General features: G+C 43.5%; 18 protein-coding genes. 6 read left to right on the forward strand and 12 right to left on the reverse strand.

The genetic code is table 11. The features are described from left to right. Positions 1-168: 168 nt before the first annotated feature. The 6 genes from PNK_RS10020 to PNK_RS10045 form a co-directional block, all read right to left on the reverse strand. Positions 169-3258 carry an efflux RND transporter permease subunit gene (locus PNK_RS10020; protein WP_059061831.1) on the reverse strand — a complete coding sequence of 1030 codons (3090 nt, stop codon included), beginning with the start codon at positions 3256-3258 and terminating at the stop codon, positions 169-171. Next, positions 3255-4415 (reverse strand): efflux RND transporter periplasmic adaptor subunit, encoded by a 1161-nt coding sequence (locus PNK_RS10025; protein ID WP_059061833.1) that lies wholly within the window; start codon positions 4413-4415, stop codon positions 3255-3257. Before PNK_RS10025 ends, PNK_RS10020 begins: the two co-directional genes overlap by 4 nt. Before the next feature lie 9 nt (positions 4416-4424). Then, entirely contained in the window at positions 4425-6068 is a 1644-nt protein-coding gene (locus tag PNK_RS10030; RefSeq protein WP_059061834.1) for a TolC family protein, read from the reverse strand. A 389-nt stretch (positions 6069-6457) separates the two neighbouring features. After that, positions 6458-7957: an MFS transporter gene (locus tag PNK_RS10035; protein ID WP_059061836.1), complete on the reverse strand. Its 1500-nt coding sequence runs from the start codon at positions 7955-7957 to the stop codon at positions 6458-6460. 15 nt (positions 7958-7972) lie between these two features. Further along, a complete protein-coding gene (locus PNK_RS10040; protein WP_032123858.1) occupies positions 7973-8791 on the reverse strand; it encodes a PEP/pyruvate-binding domain-containing protein in 819 nt (272 codons plus the stop codon). Beyond that, entirely contained in the window at positions 8788-10500 is a 1713-nt protein-coding gene (locus PNK_RS10045) for a PEP-utilizing enzyme (RefSeq protein ID WP_059061838.1), read from the reverse strand. The genes PNK_RS10040 and PNK_RS10045 overlap by 4 nt, the downstream gene beginning before the upstream one ends. 228 nt (positions 10501-10728) lie before the next feature. On the opposite strand from PNK_RS10045, the gene PNK_RS10050 reads away from it, so the two are divergent. Together PNK_RS10050 and PNK_RS10055 are read left to right on the forward strand one after the other, a co-directional pair. Further along, entirely contained in the window at positions 10729-11583 is an 855-nt protein-coding gene (locus tag PNK_RS10050; RefSeq protein ID WP_158021783.1) for a patatin-like phospholipase family protein, read from the forward strand. 178 nt (positions 11584-11761) lie between these two features. Next, positions 11762-12643 (forward strand): patatin-like phospholipase family protein, encoded by an 882-nt coding sequence (locus tag PNK_RS10055; RefSeq protein ID WP_032123855.1) that lies wholly within the window; start codon positions 11762-11764, stop codon positions 12641-12643. A 4-nt stretch (positions 12644-12647) separates the two neighbouring features. On the opposite strand, the gene alkB is transcribed toward PNK_RS10055, so the two are convergent. Then, positions 12648-13289, reverse strand: coding sequence for a DNA oxidative demethylase AlkB (alkB, locus tag PNK_RS10060; protein WP_059061839.1), 642 nt, complete (start codon positions 13287-13289; stop codon positions 12648-12650). 95 nt (positions 13290-13384) lie between these two features. Between alkB and PNK_RS10065 the strand changes: the two genes are divergently transcribed. From PNK_RS10065 to PNK_RS10080, 4 genes are all read left to right on the forward strand, one after another. After that, positions 13385-13744 carry an RING finger protein gene (locus PNK_RS10065; protein WP_059061841.1) on the forward strand — a complete coding sequence of 120 codons (360 nt, stop codon included), beginning with the start codon at positions 13385-13387 and terminating at the stop codon, positions 13742-13744. A 99-nt stretch (positions 13745-13843) separates the two neighbouring features. Continuing rightward, complete coding sequence (locus tag PNK_RS10070; protein WP_059061843.1) at positions 13844-14329, forward strand: RING finger protein; 486 nt, start codon at positions 13844-13846, stop codon at positions 14327-14329. 250 nt (positions 14330-14579) lie between these two features. Beyond that, positions 14580-15077, forward strand: a complete 498-nt coding sequence (locus tag PNK_RS10075; RefSeq protein WP_158021784.1) for a hypothetical protein — start codon at positions 14580-14582, stop codon at positions 15075-15077. A gap of 90 nt (positions 15078-15167) precedes the next feature. Next, positions 15168-15563, forward strand: a complete 396-nt coding sequence (locus tag PNK_RS10080; RefSeq protein ID WP_032123851.1) for a hypothetical protein — start codon at positions 15168-15170, stop codon at positions 15561-15563. A 35-nt stretch (positions 15564-15598) separates the two neighbouring features. On the opposite strand, the gene gcvPB is transcribed toward PNK_RS10080, so the two are convergent. From gcvPB to PNK_RS10105, 5 genes are all read right to left on the reverse strand, one after another. Beyond that, positions 15599-17038 carry an aminomethyl-transferring glycine dehydrogenase subunit GcvPB gene (gcvPB, locus tag PNK_RS10085; protein WP_079992958.1) on the reverse strand — a complete coding sequence of 480 codons (1440 nt, stop codon included), beginning with the start codon at positions 17036-17038 and terminating at the stop codon, positions 15599-15601. Between the two features lie 196 nt (positions 17039-17234). After that, complete coding sequence (gene gcvPA / locus PNK_RS10090) at positions 17235-18575, reverse strand: aminomethyl-transferring glycine dehydrogenase subunit GcvPA (protein WP_059061849.1); 1341 nt, start codon at positions 18573-18575, stop codon at positions 17235-17237. After that, positions 18576-18944, reverse strand: coding sequence for a glycine cleavage system protein GcvH (gene gcvH / locus PNK_RS10095; protein WP_032123848.1), 369 nt, complete (start codon positions 18942-18944; stop codon positions 18576-18578). Continuing rightward, entirely contained in the window at positions 18941-20020 is a 1080-nt protein-coding gene (gcvT, locus tag PNK_RS10100; RefSeq protein WP_059061850.1) for a glycine cleavage system aminomethyltransferase GcvT, read from the reverse strand. The genes gcvH and gcvT overlap by 4 nt, the downstream gene beginning before the upstream one ends. Continuing rightward, entirely contained in the window at positions 20017-20655 is a 639-nt protein-coding gene (locus PNK_RS10105) for a sugar-binding protein (protein WP_059061853.1), read from the reverse strand. Before PNK_RS10105 ends, gcvT begins: the two co-directional genes overlap by 4 nt. Between the last annotated feature and the right edge of the window lie 56 nt (positions 20656-20711).

Consider the following 20711-nt stretch of genomic DNA (forward strand, 5'->3'; position numbering starts at 1 on the left):
GACTTCTTAGGCAATAAAGCGAGAGATTTATCCAATATGCGCAGGGTGGGACGCAGCCAACATTCACCTAATTGGTGGTAAACGTTTAACATATAAGACGCGCAAAATCTTATGCATGCCATTCGATCAAGAAGATAGGCAAGTTGCCTATCTTCTTGATCTCTCACCCTACCTGGGTGGATGCTCCGGTACTTTTAAAGTCCATCGGTCGTGATAGCGGTCCAAATAGAGATAAATAGCCGGCGTCACAAACAAGGTAACCAGCTGGGAGAATAAGAGTCCTCCAATGATCACAAGTCCAAGAGGGCGGCGAGCGTCTGCTCCCGATCCAATAGCCAAAGCAATGGGAACTGCTCCCATAATAGACGTCACCGTTGTCATCATGATGGGTCTAAAGCGGACGATGCATGCATTGAAAATGGCTTCTCGCGACGTTTGATTAGAGGTTCGCTGATTTTCTAATGCATAGTCGACCATGATAATTCCGTTCTTTTTCACAATACCGATCAACAAAATGATTCCAAGATAGGCATAGAGGGAAAGGGGTAGATTAAATAAAGCGAGCGTGGCCACGCCCCCCAAAGTCGCAGGTGGGAGTGTCGACAAAATGGTTAAAGGGTGGATAAAGCTTTCGTAGAGAATTCCTAAGACGATATAGATGGCTAACACAGCCACCACAAGCAAGAAAGATGTGCTTCTAATCGATTCCTCAAACGTTTCGGCCGCTCCTTTTACCTCACCCGTCACGTTGGCCGGCAATACCTCTTTGGCAACCTTTCGCAACTCTTCCAAAGCGGTTCCCAAGGGGATGCCAGGAGCTAAATTAAAAGAAATGGTTGTCGACGGGAATTGACTGACGTGGTTGATGCTCGCAGCACCAACTCCCTTATTCAACTTGACGACCGCATCGAGAGGAACGAGCTGATCATTCGTTTTTGACCTAACGTAAATTTTCGATAAGGTATTAACTTCCTGCTGAAAGCGGGGTTCGACTTCCAAAATGACGTCATACTGTTCGATTGGCGTCTGAATCCTAGACACACGCCCCCCTCCAAAAGCGAGCTGCAGTGCCGTTTCGATATTGCTCGCTTCCACACCAAAGGTAGAGGCCTGATCGCGCAAAATTTCGATATTCAGCTGAGGATCTTTAATTTCCAAATCACTGTTTACAGCCTGAAAGCCCGGCAGCTTTTGCATGCGGTCGATGAGCTCAGTAGCAGCCTTGTAAAGCGAATTTGCATCAATACTTTGCAAAGTGTATTGATAACTTCCCTTCGTTTGCGTGCCGACGGCTAAATCAATCAGAGGCACATTTTTTAAATAGGTATTGATGCCTGGAATCAGGAGGAGCTTTGCATATAGCTCTTGGACGACTTGAGTAATGGGCGGCCGCTCGCTTCTTGGTTTTAAGCGAATAAATGCAATTCCATTTCTGTATTGCGGATTAGCTGCAATAGACACAAGCGTATCGACACTCGGATCCGCATCGATGACATCAATCACCTTATTCTGATACTCGATCATGCGGCTCGGCGATGTTCCTTGTTCCGATTGGGTATAGGCGATAATAAAGCCAATGTCATCGTCAGGAATAAAATCCTGCGGCAATATGTAAAAATAATAGCCGCTTAAAATAACACTCAAAGCTCCCAGAACAAGGGCTATCCATCGATGATCTAAAACCCAATTTAAGGCCGGTTTATACATCGCCAGCAAGGCATTGTTAAAGAAATTCGCACTTTTCTCCAGTATTCCTTCGCTCGACTGGCTATGCGCCTTAATGAAGCGGCTGCAAAGCATCGGGGTAAGCGTTAATGAAATGATCCCTGATATCAAGGTGATGATCACCAATGTGATGGCAAATTCCTGGAAAATTTTTCCAATCAAACCGCCCATAAAGATCATGGGAATAAAGACAGCGATAAGGGAAAGGGTCATCGACAAAATGGTAAATCCAATCTGTTTAGATCCTTCAATCGAGGCAGTCCACGGATCTTCTCCCCCTTCAACGCGCCTCACAATATTTTCTAAGACGACAATCGCATCATCGATGATAAAACCAACAGCTAAGATCAGTGCCAGGAGGGACAGATTGTCGATGCTGTAGCCAAGCAAATACATGAAAATGAATGTACCAATTACGGACATGGGAAGAACGAGGGATGGAATAAGCGTATCTGTAATTTTTCCCAAATAAAAGAAAATGACCAGGACAACCAAAACCAAGGCGACAATCAAAGTAAATTCAACCTCTTCAACCGAGTCTTTGATCGAAACAGATTTATCAAAGACCACTTTTAGTTCAACCGATGTTGGCAACTCAGCCGCCAGCTGCGGAAGCATGCGATGAATCTCATCAGCCACCTGCACAGTGTTAGCCCCAGGCTGCCTTTGAACAGCTAATACCACCGTCGGCTGGCTTTTTTCTGAATCGACATAGCGAAGGTCGTATTTATCATTTTGCAGACTGTCGATTGCTCTTCCAATGTCTCGTACACGCACAGGAGACTGGTTTCGATAGGCGACGATTAAAGGCTCGTATTTGTCGGCAGTTTCTAGCTGCCCTTTGGAAATGATCGTCGAGGCCTGCACTGTGCCCGTCAGGGTTCCTGTCGGAAGGTAAGGATTCCCAGTCACGATAGCTTTTTCAACGTCTTCAAGTGTAATCCCCAAGTTGGCTAATGTATAGGGATTGACCTGTACCCGAACAGCATAGGGAGAGCCATACGTAATGACTTGGGCCACTCCATTCAGCATGGAGAGCCTTTGACCTATATATGTATTAGCATATGTATAAAGCTCGGCTCGTGGCATTGTGGCCGAGGTCAAAGCAATGTAAAGGATGGGGGTATCGGATGGATTGACTTTTTTATAGGTGGGATCATTCGGCAGATCGGGAGGCAACTTCGTCTTTGCTCTAGAAATAGCCGCCTCAACGTCTTGAGCGGCAGAATCCATGCTTTTAGAAATATCGAATTGCAAAACGATGTTTGTATCGCCAAGGGTATTGGCAGAAGTCACGTAGTTGATGCCAGGAATGGTCATAAACTCTTTTTCAAGCGGCGTAGCCACATTGTTAGCCATAGTTTCCGGGCTGGCGCCGGGGAAAGCTACCGTAACATTAATTGTGGGATAGTCGACGTTGGGAAGATTGCTGACGGGCAGGCGATTAAAGGCCATCAATCCCAATAACAGGATTGCAACCATGACCAAGACAGTCATGATTGGCCGTCTAATAAAGGGCTCTGAAAGGTTCATGTCCCACCCTCTGTTTTCTGAGTTTCGCTTTTCTCCTCTTTCCCGCCATCTTTTTCCGACGTTGGATTAGTGACCAATACCTTGACGCCAGGCCGCAAGTTGATCTGACCATCGGTTATAATTTTTGCTCCGGTTTTTAATCCCTCATCGACCACCACCAGCTTGTCTACATGTTCACTCGTTTTAACAGCCACATTTTCAACCGTTCCATCAGGCTTTAAAACATATACATACGAGCCGTCTTGCCCGACTTGAACCGCGACATCGGGTACGAGAACAGCGTTTTGCTTTGTGCGAATAAACACCCGCACCCGCACAAACTCTCCCGGCCACAAGATTTTTTCACGGTTGAGAACAATTCCTTTAATTTGAATCGTACCTGTCCGTACATCGACTTGATTATTGACTGCCACCACCTCCCCGTCAAATGTTTGCTGGCTCCCTGGCAGAATGACTTGAAAAGAGCGTTTTCCTTCGGCCAAAACATGCTGGAGCTCTTCAAACTCTCTTTGGGCAATCGAAAAATTGATGTAGATGGGAGCAATTTGAAGAATCGTCGTCATTGGATTCGAGTCGGTCGGAGAAACGACGTTGCCAATTTCAATCTTTTGCAGGCTGACTCTTCCATCGATGGGTGAAAAGATATTGCAATAATTTAAATTCGTCTGAGCCACGCCAATTTCAGATTTATCGATGAGGATTTGTGCTTCGAGCGTGCTGACATCCCGTTTGTATTCTTCAATGCTTAATTTAGAAACGTAGTCGCCTTTGATCAAGGTTTCATAGCGTTCGACTTTGCGGCGCGCATATTCAAGTTCCGCTTCATTTTTTAATAAAGTCGCCTTAGCTTTTTCAAGTGCGAGCTTGTAAGGAACAGGATCGATGCGATAGAGCAGGTCGCCCACTTTCACATCATCTCCTCCATGAATGCGGATATCGATGATCTTGCCAGAAACTTGAGGGCGAATATCCACGCTATTGAATGCAGCTGCATTCCCGATGGCTTCAATATAGACAGGGACATCTTGCTGAACTGCCTCCCCAACAACAACAGGAAGAGGACGAGGAGCCTTCTGATGCTTCTTTTGCGCAGAACAACTGCTCATTCCTCCAGCGAGAACCAAGCAAGCAATGAAGTAAAAAACAGGCTTTTGCATATAGTCCCTTTATTTTACCTGAACCGCAGGTTTATCAGATTTATTTGATGCCACTCTTTTTGGCTTCGAACGCGTCCCCTTTTGTTTCCAGGGCTTAATTTCTTCAGGCGTTCCAAGCGTTCCTGCTGCAAATGAGATGTTAGACAGTGCTATTGCCCACTGCGTACGAGCCTGAATCTTTTGGGCGCGGGCATTCGCCAAAGCGCGCTGTGCATTTAATAGGTCTAAGATCGTCCCAATACCTTCTCGATACATGATCAAGGCCGCTTCGTAGGCCTCTTCACTGTACTTTAAAAACTCATCGCTGTATTTCAAACTTTGGACAGCAGTCTTAAAGTTAAAATAGCTCGTTAAAACGTCCAGCGTAATGTTCAATTCGACAGCTCGCAAATTTGCACACGCTCCCCGCAAAATCTCCTGTGCCCGCCTTTCGCGATTGACATATAAGAAGCCATCGAAGAGGGGTGCAGAAACCACAAGGCTTGCTGAAAGGGAGTGCCTATTTAAGCTAGGGTTATTGAAATCATTGTTTTCTTGCAAATCGACAAAGGTACCCAAAGTAGGCAGACCAGACGAGCGAGCGATGACAATCTCTTCTTTGCGCATCTCGTGCAAAGCATAAGCTGCCGCCAAGTCTGGACGATGCCTTTTGGCTTGATCGATTAATTGCTCTACACCGGCCGTGACGATATCGATTGGCAAATCTTGCGGAATATCTGGCACCTGGAATTCCGATTGGGAAGGCAAGCCGATCGCATTGGCCAGTCTTCCATAGGCGACTTTTTTCTGCCCTTCCAAATCGACAATATTCAATTGAATATTGATTAAATCGGTTTTTGCCTGCAAGACATCCAATTTCGTTCTAACACCTGCTTCAAAGAGGCGATTGGCAGCATCATAATTAGTCTGCGCATTTTTTAAATCGCTTTCTCTAGCTACAACTAATGCTGACAGGCCCATATAGGTATAGTAGGTATTCAAGACGTTAATGATCACTTGCTGCACTTGACGGTTATGGGTCCAATTGCTGTTATACAACGCTTGCTTGGCCGCTTCAATCGTTGCTTGTCTCCCTCCAAAATCCAATAGAAGATAAGAAATAGAAAGATCGCTTGTCAATGTCGTGAATTCACCAACTGATGGGGTAAAAGTAGTCGTCGCTATGGAAGTATTACCCGTGTCAATAACTGTCGTATCAACTACCTGTGCTCGGTTTAAAGCCGAATTTGAAAAGGGAAGAATAGAAGCCGCACCTGTGGCTCCTGTTGCGCCCGTTGCAGCAGGAATAATGTCGGGCGGCCCTTCATCGAGTTGCGAGTTACTATACTGAAGCGTCTCGGTTAAGAACACGCTCGGGTAAAGAGCACTCTTGGCTATTTCAACCGAAAAAGCTGCAGCTCTAGCATTGGCCCACGTTTGCTGTGTAGAGGGATTATTCTGCAGAGCAATGCTGATTAAATCGGCAACCGCCGTATCGTGCCGCTGCAATTGCTCTAGATCGGCATGTAAGTCTTCATCATTTTCTAATTCATAATCGCAAGGGCACTTAACAATCGGATCTGGAGGATTCCAAAAATAGCCAGGGCAGCTGGAAGTCGCTCCTTGGCAAGTAGGGTTTGGAGGACAACAGCCTGGTAATAGTAAACCAAACAATAATGTTATCGCCTTTCCACCATATATAGAAAATAATCTAAATCTATGTACAAATAGTCGTTGCATGAATTTCACACTGATCGCTCTCTTAAGCTGACTCGCAAAGAAGTGGCATTCTGATCAATTGACATTTTTTTTTATATAGAAAAATCTTCAAAGAAGGCTGACCAAACCTAAGAAGGATTAAACAAGCAAGATCGCAAAGGCAACCCTCTACATCTTCTATTATAGAAACTAAGAAACAAGACGAAATGATGAGTCTGTGAAAGTCCCTTATGGAAAGCATTCCTAGATAAAACAAGCTCAAGGCCCACTGGCATAACTTCTTACACGCATTGTGGAGAATGGATGCTCGGGGATTGATCGGAATATTTTTGAAAGCATTGAATTTAATCTAAACGGCGAGAAAGGCAAAAAATCGCAAAGCTCATTAAGGCAAAAAGCAGGCAAAGAATGGCAAACCCAAAATTAAATGATTGATGAGCCGCTTGCATGATTTGTGATCCCAATTCTGCCGGCAAGCGCTGAATTGTTTCCATCGCGATTGGAGAGCCAGATAGAACTCCTTGAAACTGATTGAGGCTTAAAGGGGTCACTGTTTGGTGAGTTGTTAAAAAGCTTGAGAATTTATACTGATAAATATAATCAACTAAAGCGCCTCCAACGGCCACGCAAAAAGTGCTTCCCATCTGTCTACTCGTCGCCAAGACTCCTGAGGCTTGCCCTTGCCTTTCATTCGGAATCATTTTTAAGGTAGAAGAAAATACCGGAGTCAAAATTAAGGAGGTACCGCAACGGAAGCCGAGGAGAAGAATAATTAATAGCCAAAACTCCATTTTATCAGCGTAAAAACTAAAGACTAAAAAACAGCCGGTTAATAATAACCCACCTATACTCACTAGCTTTTGAGCGCCCCATTTATCAGAAAGCATGCCAGCCAAGGGAGTAATGAGCAGAAGAGGAATGTTAGAAACTAACAAAATTGTGCCTGTCTTGGCAGGTGAAAATGAGAGGCTATTTTGAAAATAAACACTCCAAAATATCACTGCTGTACTAATAAATTGATAACAAAAAACGATAACAGCATTGCTTAGAAAAAAAGAATTCTTAAACAGATTGAAATCAATGAGTGGATGCCGAGCTTTCTGCTCGCCAAAGACAAAAAGGATGAAGGCGACAAGACCCATCAGAATTAAGCTTAAAATAATCGTTGAGTTCCATCCCCATTCCTGCCCTTGCATGATCGCTAAAATTAAGCAAGTCGTTGCGAATGAAATTAAAATAAAGCCGCGCCAATCAACAGCCTGGTTCGACCCCTTTGATTTTTTATTAGATATTAAAACAAGTGGTAAGGTGAGCAGGCCAATTGGAATATTGATGATAAAAATATAATTCCAACTCAAGAACTCTATCAGGTATCCCCCAATAACCGGGCCGATCGTTAGCGATAAAGCGACAAACGCCCCATATATTCCCATCGCTTTTCCCAATTCTCCGGGTGGAAAAGCTTGGCTGAGCAAAGTAAGGGTTGTAGGAATCATTAGAGCCCCACCAACTCCTTGCACAGCGCGGTTGATGATTAGCCATTCAGCCGTTCGAATGAAGCTACAATTAAAGGAAGCAAGTGTAAAGATAACCAGTCCGATACAAAAGACACGCCGATGGCCAAATAGATCACCCATAGAGCCTGCAGCTAAAATGAAAGTAGCTAAAGGTAAAAGGTAAGCATTGACAATCCACTGCAACTGATTAAAGGTTAAGGAAAATTCTTTTTGCAGGGCAGGTAGAGCAATAGGCAGTGCGGTTTGATCCACAAAAATCATGGAAAGTGACCCAATCAATGAGAAAAGAGCAAGCCACTTTCGCTTTTGTTCTACCGCTTCGACCATTGAAACCTAAAGTCTTTAGAGTGTCGTTATCGTTCGTCTTTGTAGCAAATATAGATGATTGTTTTCAAATGCCCATTCTAAATCATGTTTACAATCTTTTTGAAAAATCCCCTCACATCTCAGCGCCAAGTTATGTAATTCTAATAACTGAATATCTGATAAGCATAATACCGACTGCTCGTGTAAAGGAATGTCTTCCTCCCAAGTCCCCCCTGTTTTAGAGAGTCTGATCGCTTTATTTTTGATTCCAGGTAGACGTTCTAGGATTTCTCCATTGGAATCGATGCGATAAAAGTCTGGAATAATCATTCCTTGCACAACAATTTCTCCCAGTCCCCAAGCGGCTTCAATAATACGTTCTCTTATTTTAGTGATGGGATTTTGATTGAATAACACCCCAGCAGTTGTCGCCTGAACCATTTTTTGAAGAACAATTCCCATCTTACATTCTAAATCCAGCCCCATTTTTTTTCTGTAAGCAGTTGCAGATGATGTTCTGGCTGATTCCCAAATTGATCGGATAGCATCTACAGTCGTTTCATAAGAATGAATATTAAGCAATGTACTATGCTGCCCGGCAAAACTTGCTCCCTCTGAGTCTTCTCCCACAGCCGAAGACCTCACTGCTAGAAAATCTCCCTTGAAGTAGTCGAATATTTTTTTCAGCGCTTGCAGAGCCTGGGCACTCCCTGCTAAAATAGCCTCGACAAAATCAACTGATAAAGCATATCCTCCAGGAACAGGCAAACCCAAACGCATCACCTGCCCTAGCTGAAAGGCTTTACCCCCATACTGGCTCTCCTGGTCAACTTCATTGATCAAACAATAACTCATATGATCACCTTAACTTGCCCGTTATTTCCATCGACTTGAATCCTCATCCCACTTTTGATGACGGATGTAGCTGTGTGTGTACCAACAACTGCAGGAATCCCGTATTCACGAGAAACTGTTGCCGCGTGGGAAAGAACTCCACCAGCATCAGTGACCAAGGCTCCAATTAATGGTAAAATCACGTTATAAGCCTCAGACGTATGATGAGAAACTAAAATATCTCCTTTTTCAAGCTGTTCAAAATCTTCCGGCCCTTCGATTACGCATGCGCGGCCTTCATATATTCCCTGACTGGCAGGAAGCCCCCTAATTTTTGATAGTTCTTCTTTTGGTAGCTCTTCAACAGGCTCTTCCTTCGCCTGACGGCAAGCAACAACAGCTTTTAAAGCTTGCAAAGGCCTCTGGACATAAATTGGAAACCATTCAAGAGGCACTGAGCGTCGTTCACCAAGGGAGAGTGGAGCCGATTTGATAGAGACTGTTTTTCGATATTTCACCCTCTCTGATAGCTCTTGCAGAGAAATAGAGGGGCGTCTTTCTAACAAGCCAGTAATCTCGTCAATAGATGCATCAACAATATCCTCTGCATGTGCAATAGCGCCTGCTTGAGCCAATCTTTCACCTGCTGCTAATAAAGCTCTCCTTAATAAGCCATAGCTCCACAAATAGGTATAAAGAGCTCTCTCTTCCTTCAAAGACAAAACTTCACATGCATCAGCATACAGCTCGTCGTATGTTGCCTGATGCTCAAGAGGAACTTTTTCTCGTATCTTTGCCGAAAGCTCACGCGCAGTTTTTAACGTCTTTTGGTGAGGCGCCTGAGTCAAGCCGGCTCTTAGCATGTGAATCAACAGATCAGGTCTTTCTAAAGCATAAAAATCTGCAATATCATAGCCGGATGCAATCCTGTACCCTACCATGTCAAGCCAGCTTCCCAAAAGCCGGTGAAGCCTATCTGAATGGTGCTTAAGCTGATCGAAAATTTCCTCAGAAGTCTGACCTGAATAAAGAATATGCCTTGCATCTTTGTCTTCACGAAGCTCTCTCAATAGCTCTTCAAATTCCTTATCAACCCCTATTTGAATGTACTCATCATCGTAATGCAAAGCTTCGAGCAAATGAAAAAAAGAAAGCCCAGTCCATGCCTGTACTTGAGCCATGTAATCTCCAATTGAATAATACGCGTAAGGCGTCAAGGCATGATGCTGGCAGTACTGCAAAGTTCCGTTCTTCGCGCATTCTTTTATGTGATCAATTAAATCGCTATCGTCTAGCCCTTTAGGATCTATAGACTGGAGGTGTAAATGGGTTTTAATTGCCTCAGGCTTGATTTCTCTCTCCCAACGCCTAAGATATTCTTTCCAAGGCTTCGTTTCATGCAGCTTTGAAGCTATTTTGAAACGTTTCCTGATCTCAGGATGAAAAAATAACCACAATTTGAAAAGCCACCGGGGAGGCAGCTTTTTACGACCCTTTTTGGACCCGATAAACTTTACTCGATAATAAGGAAATCGATTAACTACAGCATATTCATAACCCTCTACCGGCATTCCAAATATTTCAAATCCTGGCCGGTTCGCATCCTTTGTGTGCGCAACGAGATTTTCAGCGTGATAAGCAGTCACTGGAGCAGAACAATGGACAGCATCCAGCGACCAATGATCTGAATCCGGCGCCTCGAATCGTAGTCCCCTATTTTCTATAGACATACTTTTCTCCCTTATTTCAATAATAAATAAACACATTGTGCTTTCATTAAATAATAAAGAAAAAAACAAATGATTAAAGAGACCTGCCAATAAATCTCTCATTAAAATCACAAACTATTTTTATTATACCACATCGCACAAAAAATAAAAAAATATTATATGAATTTTATTCTTTTAAATTTCCTTGTGGTAAAATAAAAATAAACGATTCTCTAGATTTGGATGCGTATGAAAGTAAAGAAATCTCCAAAAATAGCTGTTGTGATTGGTAGTGGCGGTATCAAATCTTTAGGGGCGATAGAGCTGTTTGAATTTTTAGACCGAGCTAAGATTCCCCTCAATTTACTAGTGGGATGTAGCGGAGGAGCGATTATTGCGGCAGCACGGGGAGCTTCTCTTCCAATGGATAAAGTCAGAGAGTTTGGCACAGCAAAGTTGACAGTAGATTTATTCAATCAAATAGACTATCAGGCTTTGGCAAGCATCTTTCATTTTCCTTTTACTCAATTGGAGGAATCTAAAGCCTTTCTGCGCTCCACGCGTTTGCGTCAAACTTTTCACGAATTATATGGCGATTTACAGCTAGAAGACCTATCCATTCCAACCATCTTACAAGCCACTGATGTCCATACAGGAGAACCCTTGCGTCTATCTCAAGGCTCTGTCGCAGACAGCGTGTATGCCTCCTCTGCCATTTTACCCTTTTTTCCTCCCATATACATGCAAGACCATTGGTTAGCTGATGGAGCATTTACCGATAGCCTTCCTCTCATGGGAGCCATTCAACATCAAATGGACATCATCATTGCTTTGAATTTTCATGACATGGAAACAACCGAGTCACTCAATTACATGCTCGGCTTTTCCAATTTTTTAAAGAAAGTTCAAGCTTTTTGCCTGAATCTCCAAAATGCTTCTACCCTTAATCTTCCCACCTACAAAATCATTTTCATCGACGTCATTTTTGAGAAAAACATACAGATTTGGGAAATAGAGAATTTACCCTATATCTATCAAAAGACAAAGGAAGAAGTTTTAAGAAATGAAGCAGCCATTATTCAAGCAATAGAAGAATTCTCTTAAATTGCAAGCAATTAGTTATTTCAAACATACAAAGAACATTGTTTAAAAAATTTATTATATGATATAATAAAAAAGATTTGAACCTTGGTTAACATCTTCTTTTATTCAACGACCTTCTCATTGGCAATCTATTTTATCCACAAGTTCTTATTTTTTAATTATTAACAAGGTATTTCCCATGATAGATAATAATCGAAAAATTAGATTTGGAATGGTAATTGGAAGCGGAGGCATTCAATCTTTGGCAGCTTTACCCCTACTCAATTTTTTGAATGAGAGAGGTATTCAAATTGATGTTTTAGCGGGCTGTGGAGGAGGAGCTGTACTGGGCGCTTTATTCGGAATGGGATTTTCGCCCGATGATATCACCGCTCACATGTCTCAATTATTTAACCAAAAGACGATTCTTCAAGTAAATTATTCTGGTTTAATCAATGTGTTAACTCTGATGGGAATTACGGCCTTTTCTCATTTTGGCCTCAAGGATACATTTCTCAAAGTAGAGCGCATTCGGGAGTGTTATCGATCCATTTTTAAACAAAAAAAACTATCCCATTTAAAAATCAAAACGTTGGTCCAAGCCACCGATTGGCATAAGGGAGAAGGAGTCGTATTAGAAGAGGGGTTATTATCTGATGTGCTTTATTCCTCTAATGCCTTATTTCCTTTTCAGCCACCTCTAGAGTTGGAAAATAAATTACTCGTAACAGGAACTTATACCGGGGCCGTTCCTGTTCTTGCCACTTCTAAATATGAATTGGATTTAGTGGCCATCATTGGTTTTGCACAACGCAAATTTTCCAAATTGAAGGGAATCATTGAATATTACTGCAATCTTATCAATTATTCCTTTACTCATTTGCAAAGAGGCCAACTGCTTTTGCATACATTTGCAGATAAAAGAGAATTGGCTCCTATCTTAATCGCACCCGAAGAATCAATCGGATTATGGGATCATGGCAAAATTAAAGACATTTTAAACACAGGCGAAAAAATCAAAGACAAATATGGTCCGTTGCTGTTGGCAATGATCGATAATCTTATGAAAATGAAAAGATGAAAGATTAAGCCACTTTTCGAAATGTTAGATTGATGCGAGCCGATCCCCAAAAAGGATGATATCCCTTTTTAAGCGGTATAATGCCGTGATAGAAGAGTCTTGCTGGACCACCCCATACGACCACATCACTATGAATCAAGAAGAGCCTCTGCACCGGATCGGCCCGATTCAAGCCGCCAAACAAAAAAGTTGCCGGTAATCCAAGTGTTATAGAGACGATGGGCGCGCTCAAATCTCTCTCATTCTTATCCTGGTGAAGCGACATTTTGGCCCCTGGCTCATAACAATTGATTAAGCAGGCGTCAGGAAAGAAGGCAGGAAAGCCCGCCTTCAATGCCGCTGCTTGCGCCATCTCTAAAAATATGGGTGGCATGGGAGGCCAAAAAAGCCCACTTTCAGGATCTTTTTCTTCATAGCGGTAGCCGGCAAGATCAGTTACCCAGCCAAGCTTTCCACAATTAGTCATGGCAACCGACATGCGGAAGCCACCTGGTGTGAACATGTTGCGAAATGGAGCCTGCTTTACAATGCTTTGCAAAGCTGTATGCAGGAAGGCCTCTCTTGATTTGGCAAATCCCGGCAACCACATCGCTCCTTCACAAAGCCGGAGATTGGTCCTTTGGTCTTCAAATAAATCTTCTTTCATAATCAATGACATACGCGGCAAATGAATTTAACTACCCTTTTTAAACCAAAACAGATAATCAGACAATTAGTTAATGATTAGTGAGAGGAGACACCGTGTCACCAACAGAAAATGCTGCAGATATAAGAATCTGCTTTTGCATGGATGCAATTGAATCAGAAGACGATACCATCACTTTAACGTGCGGGCATACCTGGCATCTTGGCTGCATGACCAACTGGTCAAAAACAATCTCCAGGCAATTAATAGAGGAAAAGAGGCTCTGCCCAAGCCGATGCCCGACTGAAGCCGACTTCAAGCGTTTTCCAAAAAAATATTTTGTTCGCGGCATCCCCTTTCTAAACTGCGCCATCATAGGAATCGTTGCCGGTACAATCCTTTTCATCCTCTTTCGAAAGTGCTCGAGCATAGCCGCCGATCACTCTTATTGCCTGGCTGAAAAAGCGCACGTATGAGCTCAACTATTGAGTTGTTAATCTCTTGAGCTCGTTAGCTAAAGTGTTTTAGTTTAAAAAAAAGAACGCCTTATTTAATACATATTTTAAGAGGTTTCCATGACTCCTGCCACTCAAACCAAAACCTTCGACAATCAATGCGTCTGCTTAGAGGACTTTAGTGAGACACCCGAACAATCGACAATTCGTTTAAAGTGCGGCCACATTTGGCATGCTGAATGCTTCAATAAGTGGCTTAAAACCTGCCCCGAAGAATTACAACAGCAAAGACGATTTTGCTTTCTTCGCTGCCAAACCAATCACTCCTATTGGGAACATATTCGCCTCTCAACGGCCGTTGGATCGGTGCTGGGCCTCACTCTCATGTGCACGATCGCCACGAAAGTCAAGACTTACCAATGCCTTGAATGGCGTGATCACGACTCGCGCATCGCCCATCTGGCAAGCAGCACATTTTGCACAAAACAAGAGGAAACCTATGACTGGCAGGCTAAGGCAAGTCTAGTCTGCAGCGTCGGCGGCCTGCTGGCAGGATTCGCTTGGGGTAATCTCAGCTATCTCCACGAAAGACTGATTGGACATTAACATTTTTCCTCACCAGATAAACCCAAACTTCAAGAGATTAAAACTTCTTAAAATCTATTAAAAACAAAAGGTTATCAACAAACCATTAAAATAAATTTAACATTTTGTAAATAAAGGAGGGTTCATTAATTTAAACTAGATTTAAAAGTGTTATTTTTGATATGCCTATTGAGATATTTCATACTCAATGCATCTAAAAAGGAGCAGGGTGTGGAGGTGGAATGAAGATAAGGCAAAAAGCGGCTCAATAATGAACATCATCAAATCTGTTAATCAAACACTGTTCTACAACGAAGAGATTCGCTCTCATGCAGTCCAAACCATCGCAATGACGACACTTGCCTCTATTTGCGGCTATGCCGGGACCTTCTTTTTTACAAATTTTCCTGCAGAAACAGGAGCCTTTTATCTAGGTTCGGTGGCGCTTGTGAGTTTTGTGGCTTATCAAAGCCTTGACAAGCTAAAAGAGCAGCTAGAGTCTCCTTCCCTAAGAAAGATTGTTGGACTCGTTGCACTGTTGCAAATTCCTTTCGCTTTCTATTATTTGCCTAAATATTTGCCCCTTAATTTGGCCAGCACAGCCGAATTGGAAATCCTCGCTGCAGCGGCCCATTTTGCAGCTATTCCCATTTTCTTTCATTTGGCAGTGACAGCTTGGAATGAACCGAGTGTCACAAACATTGCCTCTGCAACAGGAGTCTTGCTTCCCTTAGCAAATGGATTAAGGTATTACGCTAAGTCTGCTTGAAGCCTATTTTTTTGTATAGGCAGTAAAATAAAGAATGTCCTAGATTAGGGATTCAAAAAATGAAAGCGTGGCATACCCCGGATTAATCGCATGTTCGCACTGTCTTTGGATTCCCTGCAATGGCTCGGTCTTGGGCTCGGGCTGATTGCGACTCTTTGCATGATTTACAAGAGTACATGTTATTTCATTCAAATCATTAGAGGAAAAAAATACCACATTCGCCCCTTGTTTAGAGATTTCAAGGAAAAAATGTGGATGACTGTCGGGCTGGGATGCCTCTTTTTTGGGCTCTACTTGTTCCTCGTTCTCTCAGGATCAGTCCTAATCAATTCTGAAATGGGCTCAAACCTATTTACTCTTTCTTACAAAAATCCCATCGAGTTCATCTATTTGGGATTATTTATCTTTGCCACTCTATCCTTGAGCATTTACTTGGTCCGCATGATGATCAAGTATTTGTACATTACGCGCAGTAAAGGCTCTTAAAAACTCTCAAAAAGTAGAAGATTAAAGCCCGCACTTTAGCTGCTATGTTTCAGTATGGGCTTTTTGGCAGCTAATACCTCATCCAAGCGGCTGACAGATTGATGATGAGGTGCTGTCTTCACAATCGATGGATCGCGATGAATTTCTTCCACTATCTGCGCTAAAATGGCAACAAAGTGATCCAAAGTATCTTTCGATTCACTTTCGGTTGGTTCGATCAACATGCACTCTTTGATAATCAATGGAAAATAAACTGTTGGAGCGTGCACGCCATAGTCCAATAGTCGCTTGGCAATGTCGAGCGCCTTGATTCCCTTATCCAAATAGTTATCGGCCTGCACGACAAACTCATGCATGCAAAACTCTGAAAAAGGAACTGTAAAGAGCTTTTGAATCTTATGCTTGAGATAATTGGCATTGAGGACCGCTACTTCGGCTATGCGTCTTAAGCCGTAGTGACCATGTAGTTTGGCATAGAGATAAGCCCTTAGATAAATGGCAAAATTGCCGTGAAAAGAAGCCAATTGCCCCATGCTTAAAGTCGCATGCCACTTCATTTGGTACTCTTTACCTACTTTTTCGACTTGAGGAACAGGTAAAAAGGGTTTTAAGCGATCGTTGCAAAGAATGGGTCCAGATCCTGGCCCTCCCCCTCCATGCGGGGTTGAAAAGGTTTTATGCAAATTGATGTGCATGACATCGAATCCCATGTCGCCTGGACGGGCCACATTTAAAATAGAGTTGAGATTGGCTCCATCGTAGTAGAGAAAACCGCCAGCTTGGTGAACAATAGCGGCAATATCTTTAATAACCGAGCTGAAGAGCCCGAGTGTATTGGGATTGGTGAGCATTAACCCGGCTGTCTTATGCGAAACCAGGCTCTTTAGATGCTCAAGATCTAAGTCCCCTTGAGCATTAGTTTTAATCGGAATCGTCTTAAATCCTGCCATTGTCGCAGTGGCGGGATTCGTTCCATGGGCATTGTCGGGAATAAGTAGCTCGTCCCGCTCAAAATCTCCCTGCTCTTGATGATAAGCTGCAATCATTTGGATCCCAGCAAATTCACCCTGAGCGCCGGCATTGGGCACGAGCGATCCGGCCGTCATGCCGCTCACTTCGCATAAGAGCTGTATAAGCTCTACGATAATCTGTAAATTACCTTGTACCATTTGATCGGGTGCAAGCGGATGGGTACGAGTAAAACCGGGCAAACTCGCGCACCATTCATTAATGCGCGGATTAAGCTTCATGGTACAGCTGCCGAGGGGATAAAAATGAGTGTCAATTCCCATGTTGCGCTTTGCCAAACCGGCAAAGTGTCGTGTAAGATCGATCTCGGACACCTCTGGCAAGGGAAGGTTTGTTTGACGCAAATAGGCCTGAGGCGGCTGAAAGGCTTGAAAAGCCTGCGTGTTCTTTGGCAGGCTGTAAGCATGTTGTTCAGGCTGAGTTTTCTCAAAAATCGTTTTTGTCATAAGCATTCACACCACTTCTTGAGTAAAAAAAACCACTTGCTATGCATGGGTCGGATTCGAATGTTTTTTGTCTAAGAGCTTGCAAAAATGAGCGGCCATATTCGAGAAATATTGCCCCCATTTTCAAAACCTAGGTGCAAACTTCTAGATAGAAATCATTTCGAATATGACTACCCTCACAGGTAGCAAGCTAAGTTTAAACTAACTCTTTTGCCGCCCGTACAAATCGATCAAGCTGCTCCTGGCTTTTCGTTTCGGTCACAGCAAGGAGAAGGCAAGTCTCTAAAGCCGGGAAATAACGTCTCAGCTCAATTCCAGGCTCAATTCCAGCCTGCCTAAAATGCTCGACAACTTGAGTCACAGGACGTTTGAAATCAACCACAAATTCATTAAAGGAAGGCACGCGATTCCACACTTTAATGCCAGGCAGCTGGCTCAACTGCTGCTTTAAATAAGCCGTCCGCTGATAATTGGTTAAGGCTAACGCCTTCATCCCCTCTTTGCCATACCATAAGATTGCGACTAAGCTTGCGAGCGCAGCTAACGCTTGATTCGTGCAAATATTAGACGTCGCCTTTTCCCTTCTTATGTGCTGCTCTCGGGCCTGAAGAGTCAAGACAAAGCCGCGCCTTCCTTGAGTATCTACTGTTTCGCCCACAATACGTCCCGGCAATTGTCTGACAAGCTCTTGCCTGCAAGCCATATAGCCCGCATAAGGCCCTCCAAATGAAAGGGAGAGTCCTAAGGGCTGGCAGTCGCCAACGGCAATATCGGCCCCTTGTTCGGCAGCAGAAGCAAATAGCCCGTAAGCGATTGGATTGGCGCACAAGATGGATAAAGCACCTTTTTCTTTCGCTGCTGCCGAGATGCGCTTAACATCTTCCAAAGTTCCACAAAAGTTGGGTGATTGAACGATAACAGCAGCCGTCTGCTCATCAAGGTGGGCCTTTAAAAAGGCTTCGTCTAAAATTCCTTCATGGGAATAGGGGATGAATTCAATCTGGCAATTTTGACTCTTGAGATACTGCTCAATCACACCCTTATAGTGCGGATGCAGTGTGTCGGCAATCAATAGTTTTGAACGCCCTTTGCTGTGGCGCAAAGCCATAAGCATCGCTTCTGCACAAGCTGATGCACCATCGTAGACAGATGCATTAGCAACATCCATTCCAGTTAGCGCACAAATGGCTGATTGAAATTCAAAGATAATCTGAAGCATGCCTTGCGAGGCTTCCGCCTGGTAAGGAGTATAAGCCGTCAAAAACTCAGATTTGCTGCAGACAGCTCCAACCAAAGCCGGTACGTGATGTTCATAGGCACCAGCTCCAAGATAGCTATCAAAAGAGGAGAAAGTGTTGCGAGCAGCCAGATCCTCCATCAAGCGAAGGCCTTCATACTCAGATAAGCCGTCATCAATGGCTGGAGGCTTTATGATTAAAGACGCTGGAATGGATGCAAATAATTCTTCAATCTTCTGAATACCTATCTCAGCCAGCATTGCCTCAATTTGGGGAGTCTTATTTGAAATAAAATCCATTTAAGCTCCGTTCAACATCGCTTGATAGGTAGTTTGATCCATGAGAAGATCTAGCTCAGAAGGATTCGACAAGCGTACTTTTAGCAACCATCCATTTTGTTCAGGAGATTGATTGATCAGTTCTGGCTGGCTCGATAAATTTGGATTGATCTCTACAATTTCACCGCTGACTGGTGAATAAACATCGGCGGCTGCTTTGGTCGATTCCAAAACAACAACTTCCTGGCCTGCATTGACTGTTTTGCCAACTGACGGCAATTCAACATAAACAATGTCTCCTAACTCTTTTTGAGCATAGTTGGTGACACCTATGCGTGCCAATTCAGCCGTTTCCAAAATAATCCATTCATGCGAATCTGTATACTTCATGCGTTTTTCCTCACAAAAGGCAATTGAACCACTTCTGCGTGGCATATCGTTTGACGAATTTGAATGTCGACAAGCTCTCCGATTTGCAATGGAGAGTCGACTAATATGAGCGCGATTGCTTGATTCAAAGTAGGAGCCAAAGAACCTGATGTGACTTCTCCAATACGGACCCCTTCTTTGAATACTGCATATCCCTGCCTTGCGATGCCAGGGTTTAATAGCTTGACTCCATAAGCAGATCGCTTCGATGGGTTTGATTGCAGCCGAACTAAAGCCTCTTTGCCTGCAAAGTCTGGCTTATCCCACTTGATGGTCCAAGCCGATACGCTTTCGCTTGGAGCAATGACATCGGACAGCTCATGCCCATATAGGGCAAATCCCATTTCTAAACGCAGTGTATCGCGGGCACCTAGCCCAATTGGCTCGATACCAAAGATCCCTCCTTTAGCTAACAAACGGTCCCAAAGTGAAACAATCTGGTCATTGGATCCATAAAGCTCAAATCCACCGGCTCCTGTATAACCTGTACGAGATAAAACCAGCGGGCGCCCAAGTTCCTCGACTTCAATAAAACTCATGGGTTTTAAGTTCGAGGCCTGAGGAAAAAAAATGCTCATCAAATCGTGAGCCTTCGGTCCTTGCAGTGCGATGATAGCGCCATCCTCAAAGCAGCTTTCGATGGCAACCTCAAATCCTTTTGACTGTTGCTGCAGATGCTCTAAATCTTTCTGGCGATTGCTTGCATTGACGATGACAAAAAAATGGGTGGCATCTATGCGATAGATGATAACATCATCGACACATCCGCCATTTTGGTGGCACCAAACAGCGTAAGTAGCGCTATTGGGAGCTTTGCCCGTGATGCGATTGGTCGACAGATAATCCAAAAAACGCTCGGCATCTTTTCCACTAACTTTGATCCGTCCCATATGCGAGACATCGAATAATCCAACTGCTTGCCTCACTGTTTGATGCTCAGCTAAAATCCCTCTATACTGAATGGGCATTTCCCAACCAGCAAAATCGACTATTTTTGCTTTCAAATCACAGTGCCGGCTATACAAAGCAGTTTTCATGTTACAAGCCTTATTGAACCCCACAAAGAGGGCTGTTGGTCCACCTGGAAATCTTGGGAGACGACAGAAAAGTGCTGTGACTGCCCTCCGACTCGGTTGATGCGATAGGTAAAGCCCAAACGATCAAATTGCCTAGGATCATAACCATATAGGCATTGAGTGGGAATAAAAATTTTCATCTTATAAGAGTCTCTGCCCAATTGCGTTTGAGTCTGAAGAGCTTGTGGATCACATAGCGGATGATTATCTTCTGTTCTAAAGTGAGTGACCTCTCCACAAAGATGGCCATCTACAGCCTGGGGAAGAAAGAAAAAATGATGGCAGAAACGGGTATTGAAACCAGCCGATTTCAAATCTCTGGTATCGACGAATAACTCAACGCTGTCGCCACGAAGGAAATCTGGATATGCCGCTCTTGTGAATGCTTGATCCACTTGGATCTGTAACGAAAGACCTTCTTCATGCCATCCCATCGCCACTTTTGCAAAACCATATTCATGACTCAAACGAGTCGTATCAGGCAAAAGATGTGTCGAAAAAGAAGGGGCTTGATCTTTCTTGGTCAGATAGCGGCAGTCGCATGCCAATCCAAAGAATTCAAGGGGGTTGAGGGAAAAAGGGGTGTTTTCAAACATAAGTGAGTAACAATTTAAGAAAGCAAGCCGAGTATTTATAAATACTCGGCTTGCTT

Source organism: Candidatus Protochlamydia naegleriophila (assembly GCF_001499655.1).
In the GTDB taxonomy this organism is placed as follows: Bacteria; Chlamydiota; Chlamydiia; order Chlamydiales; family Parachlamydiaceae; genus Protochlamydia; species Protochlamydia naegleriophila.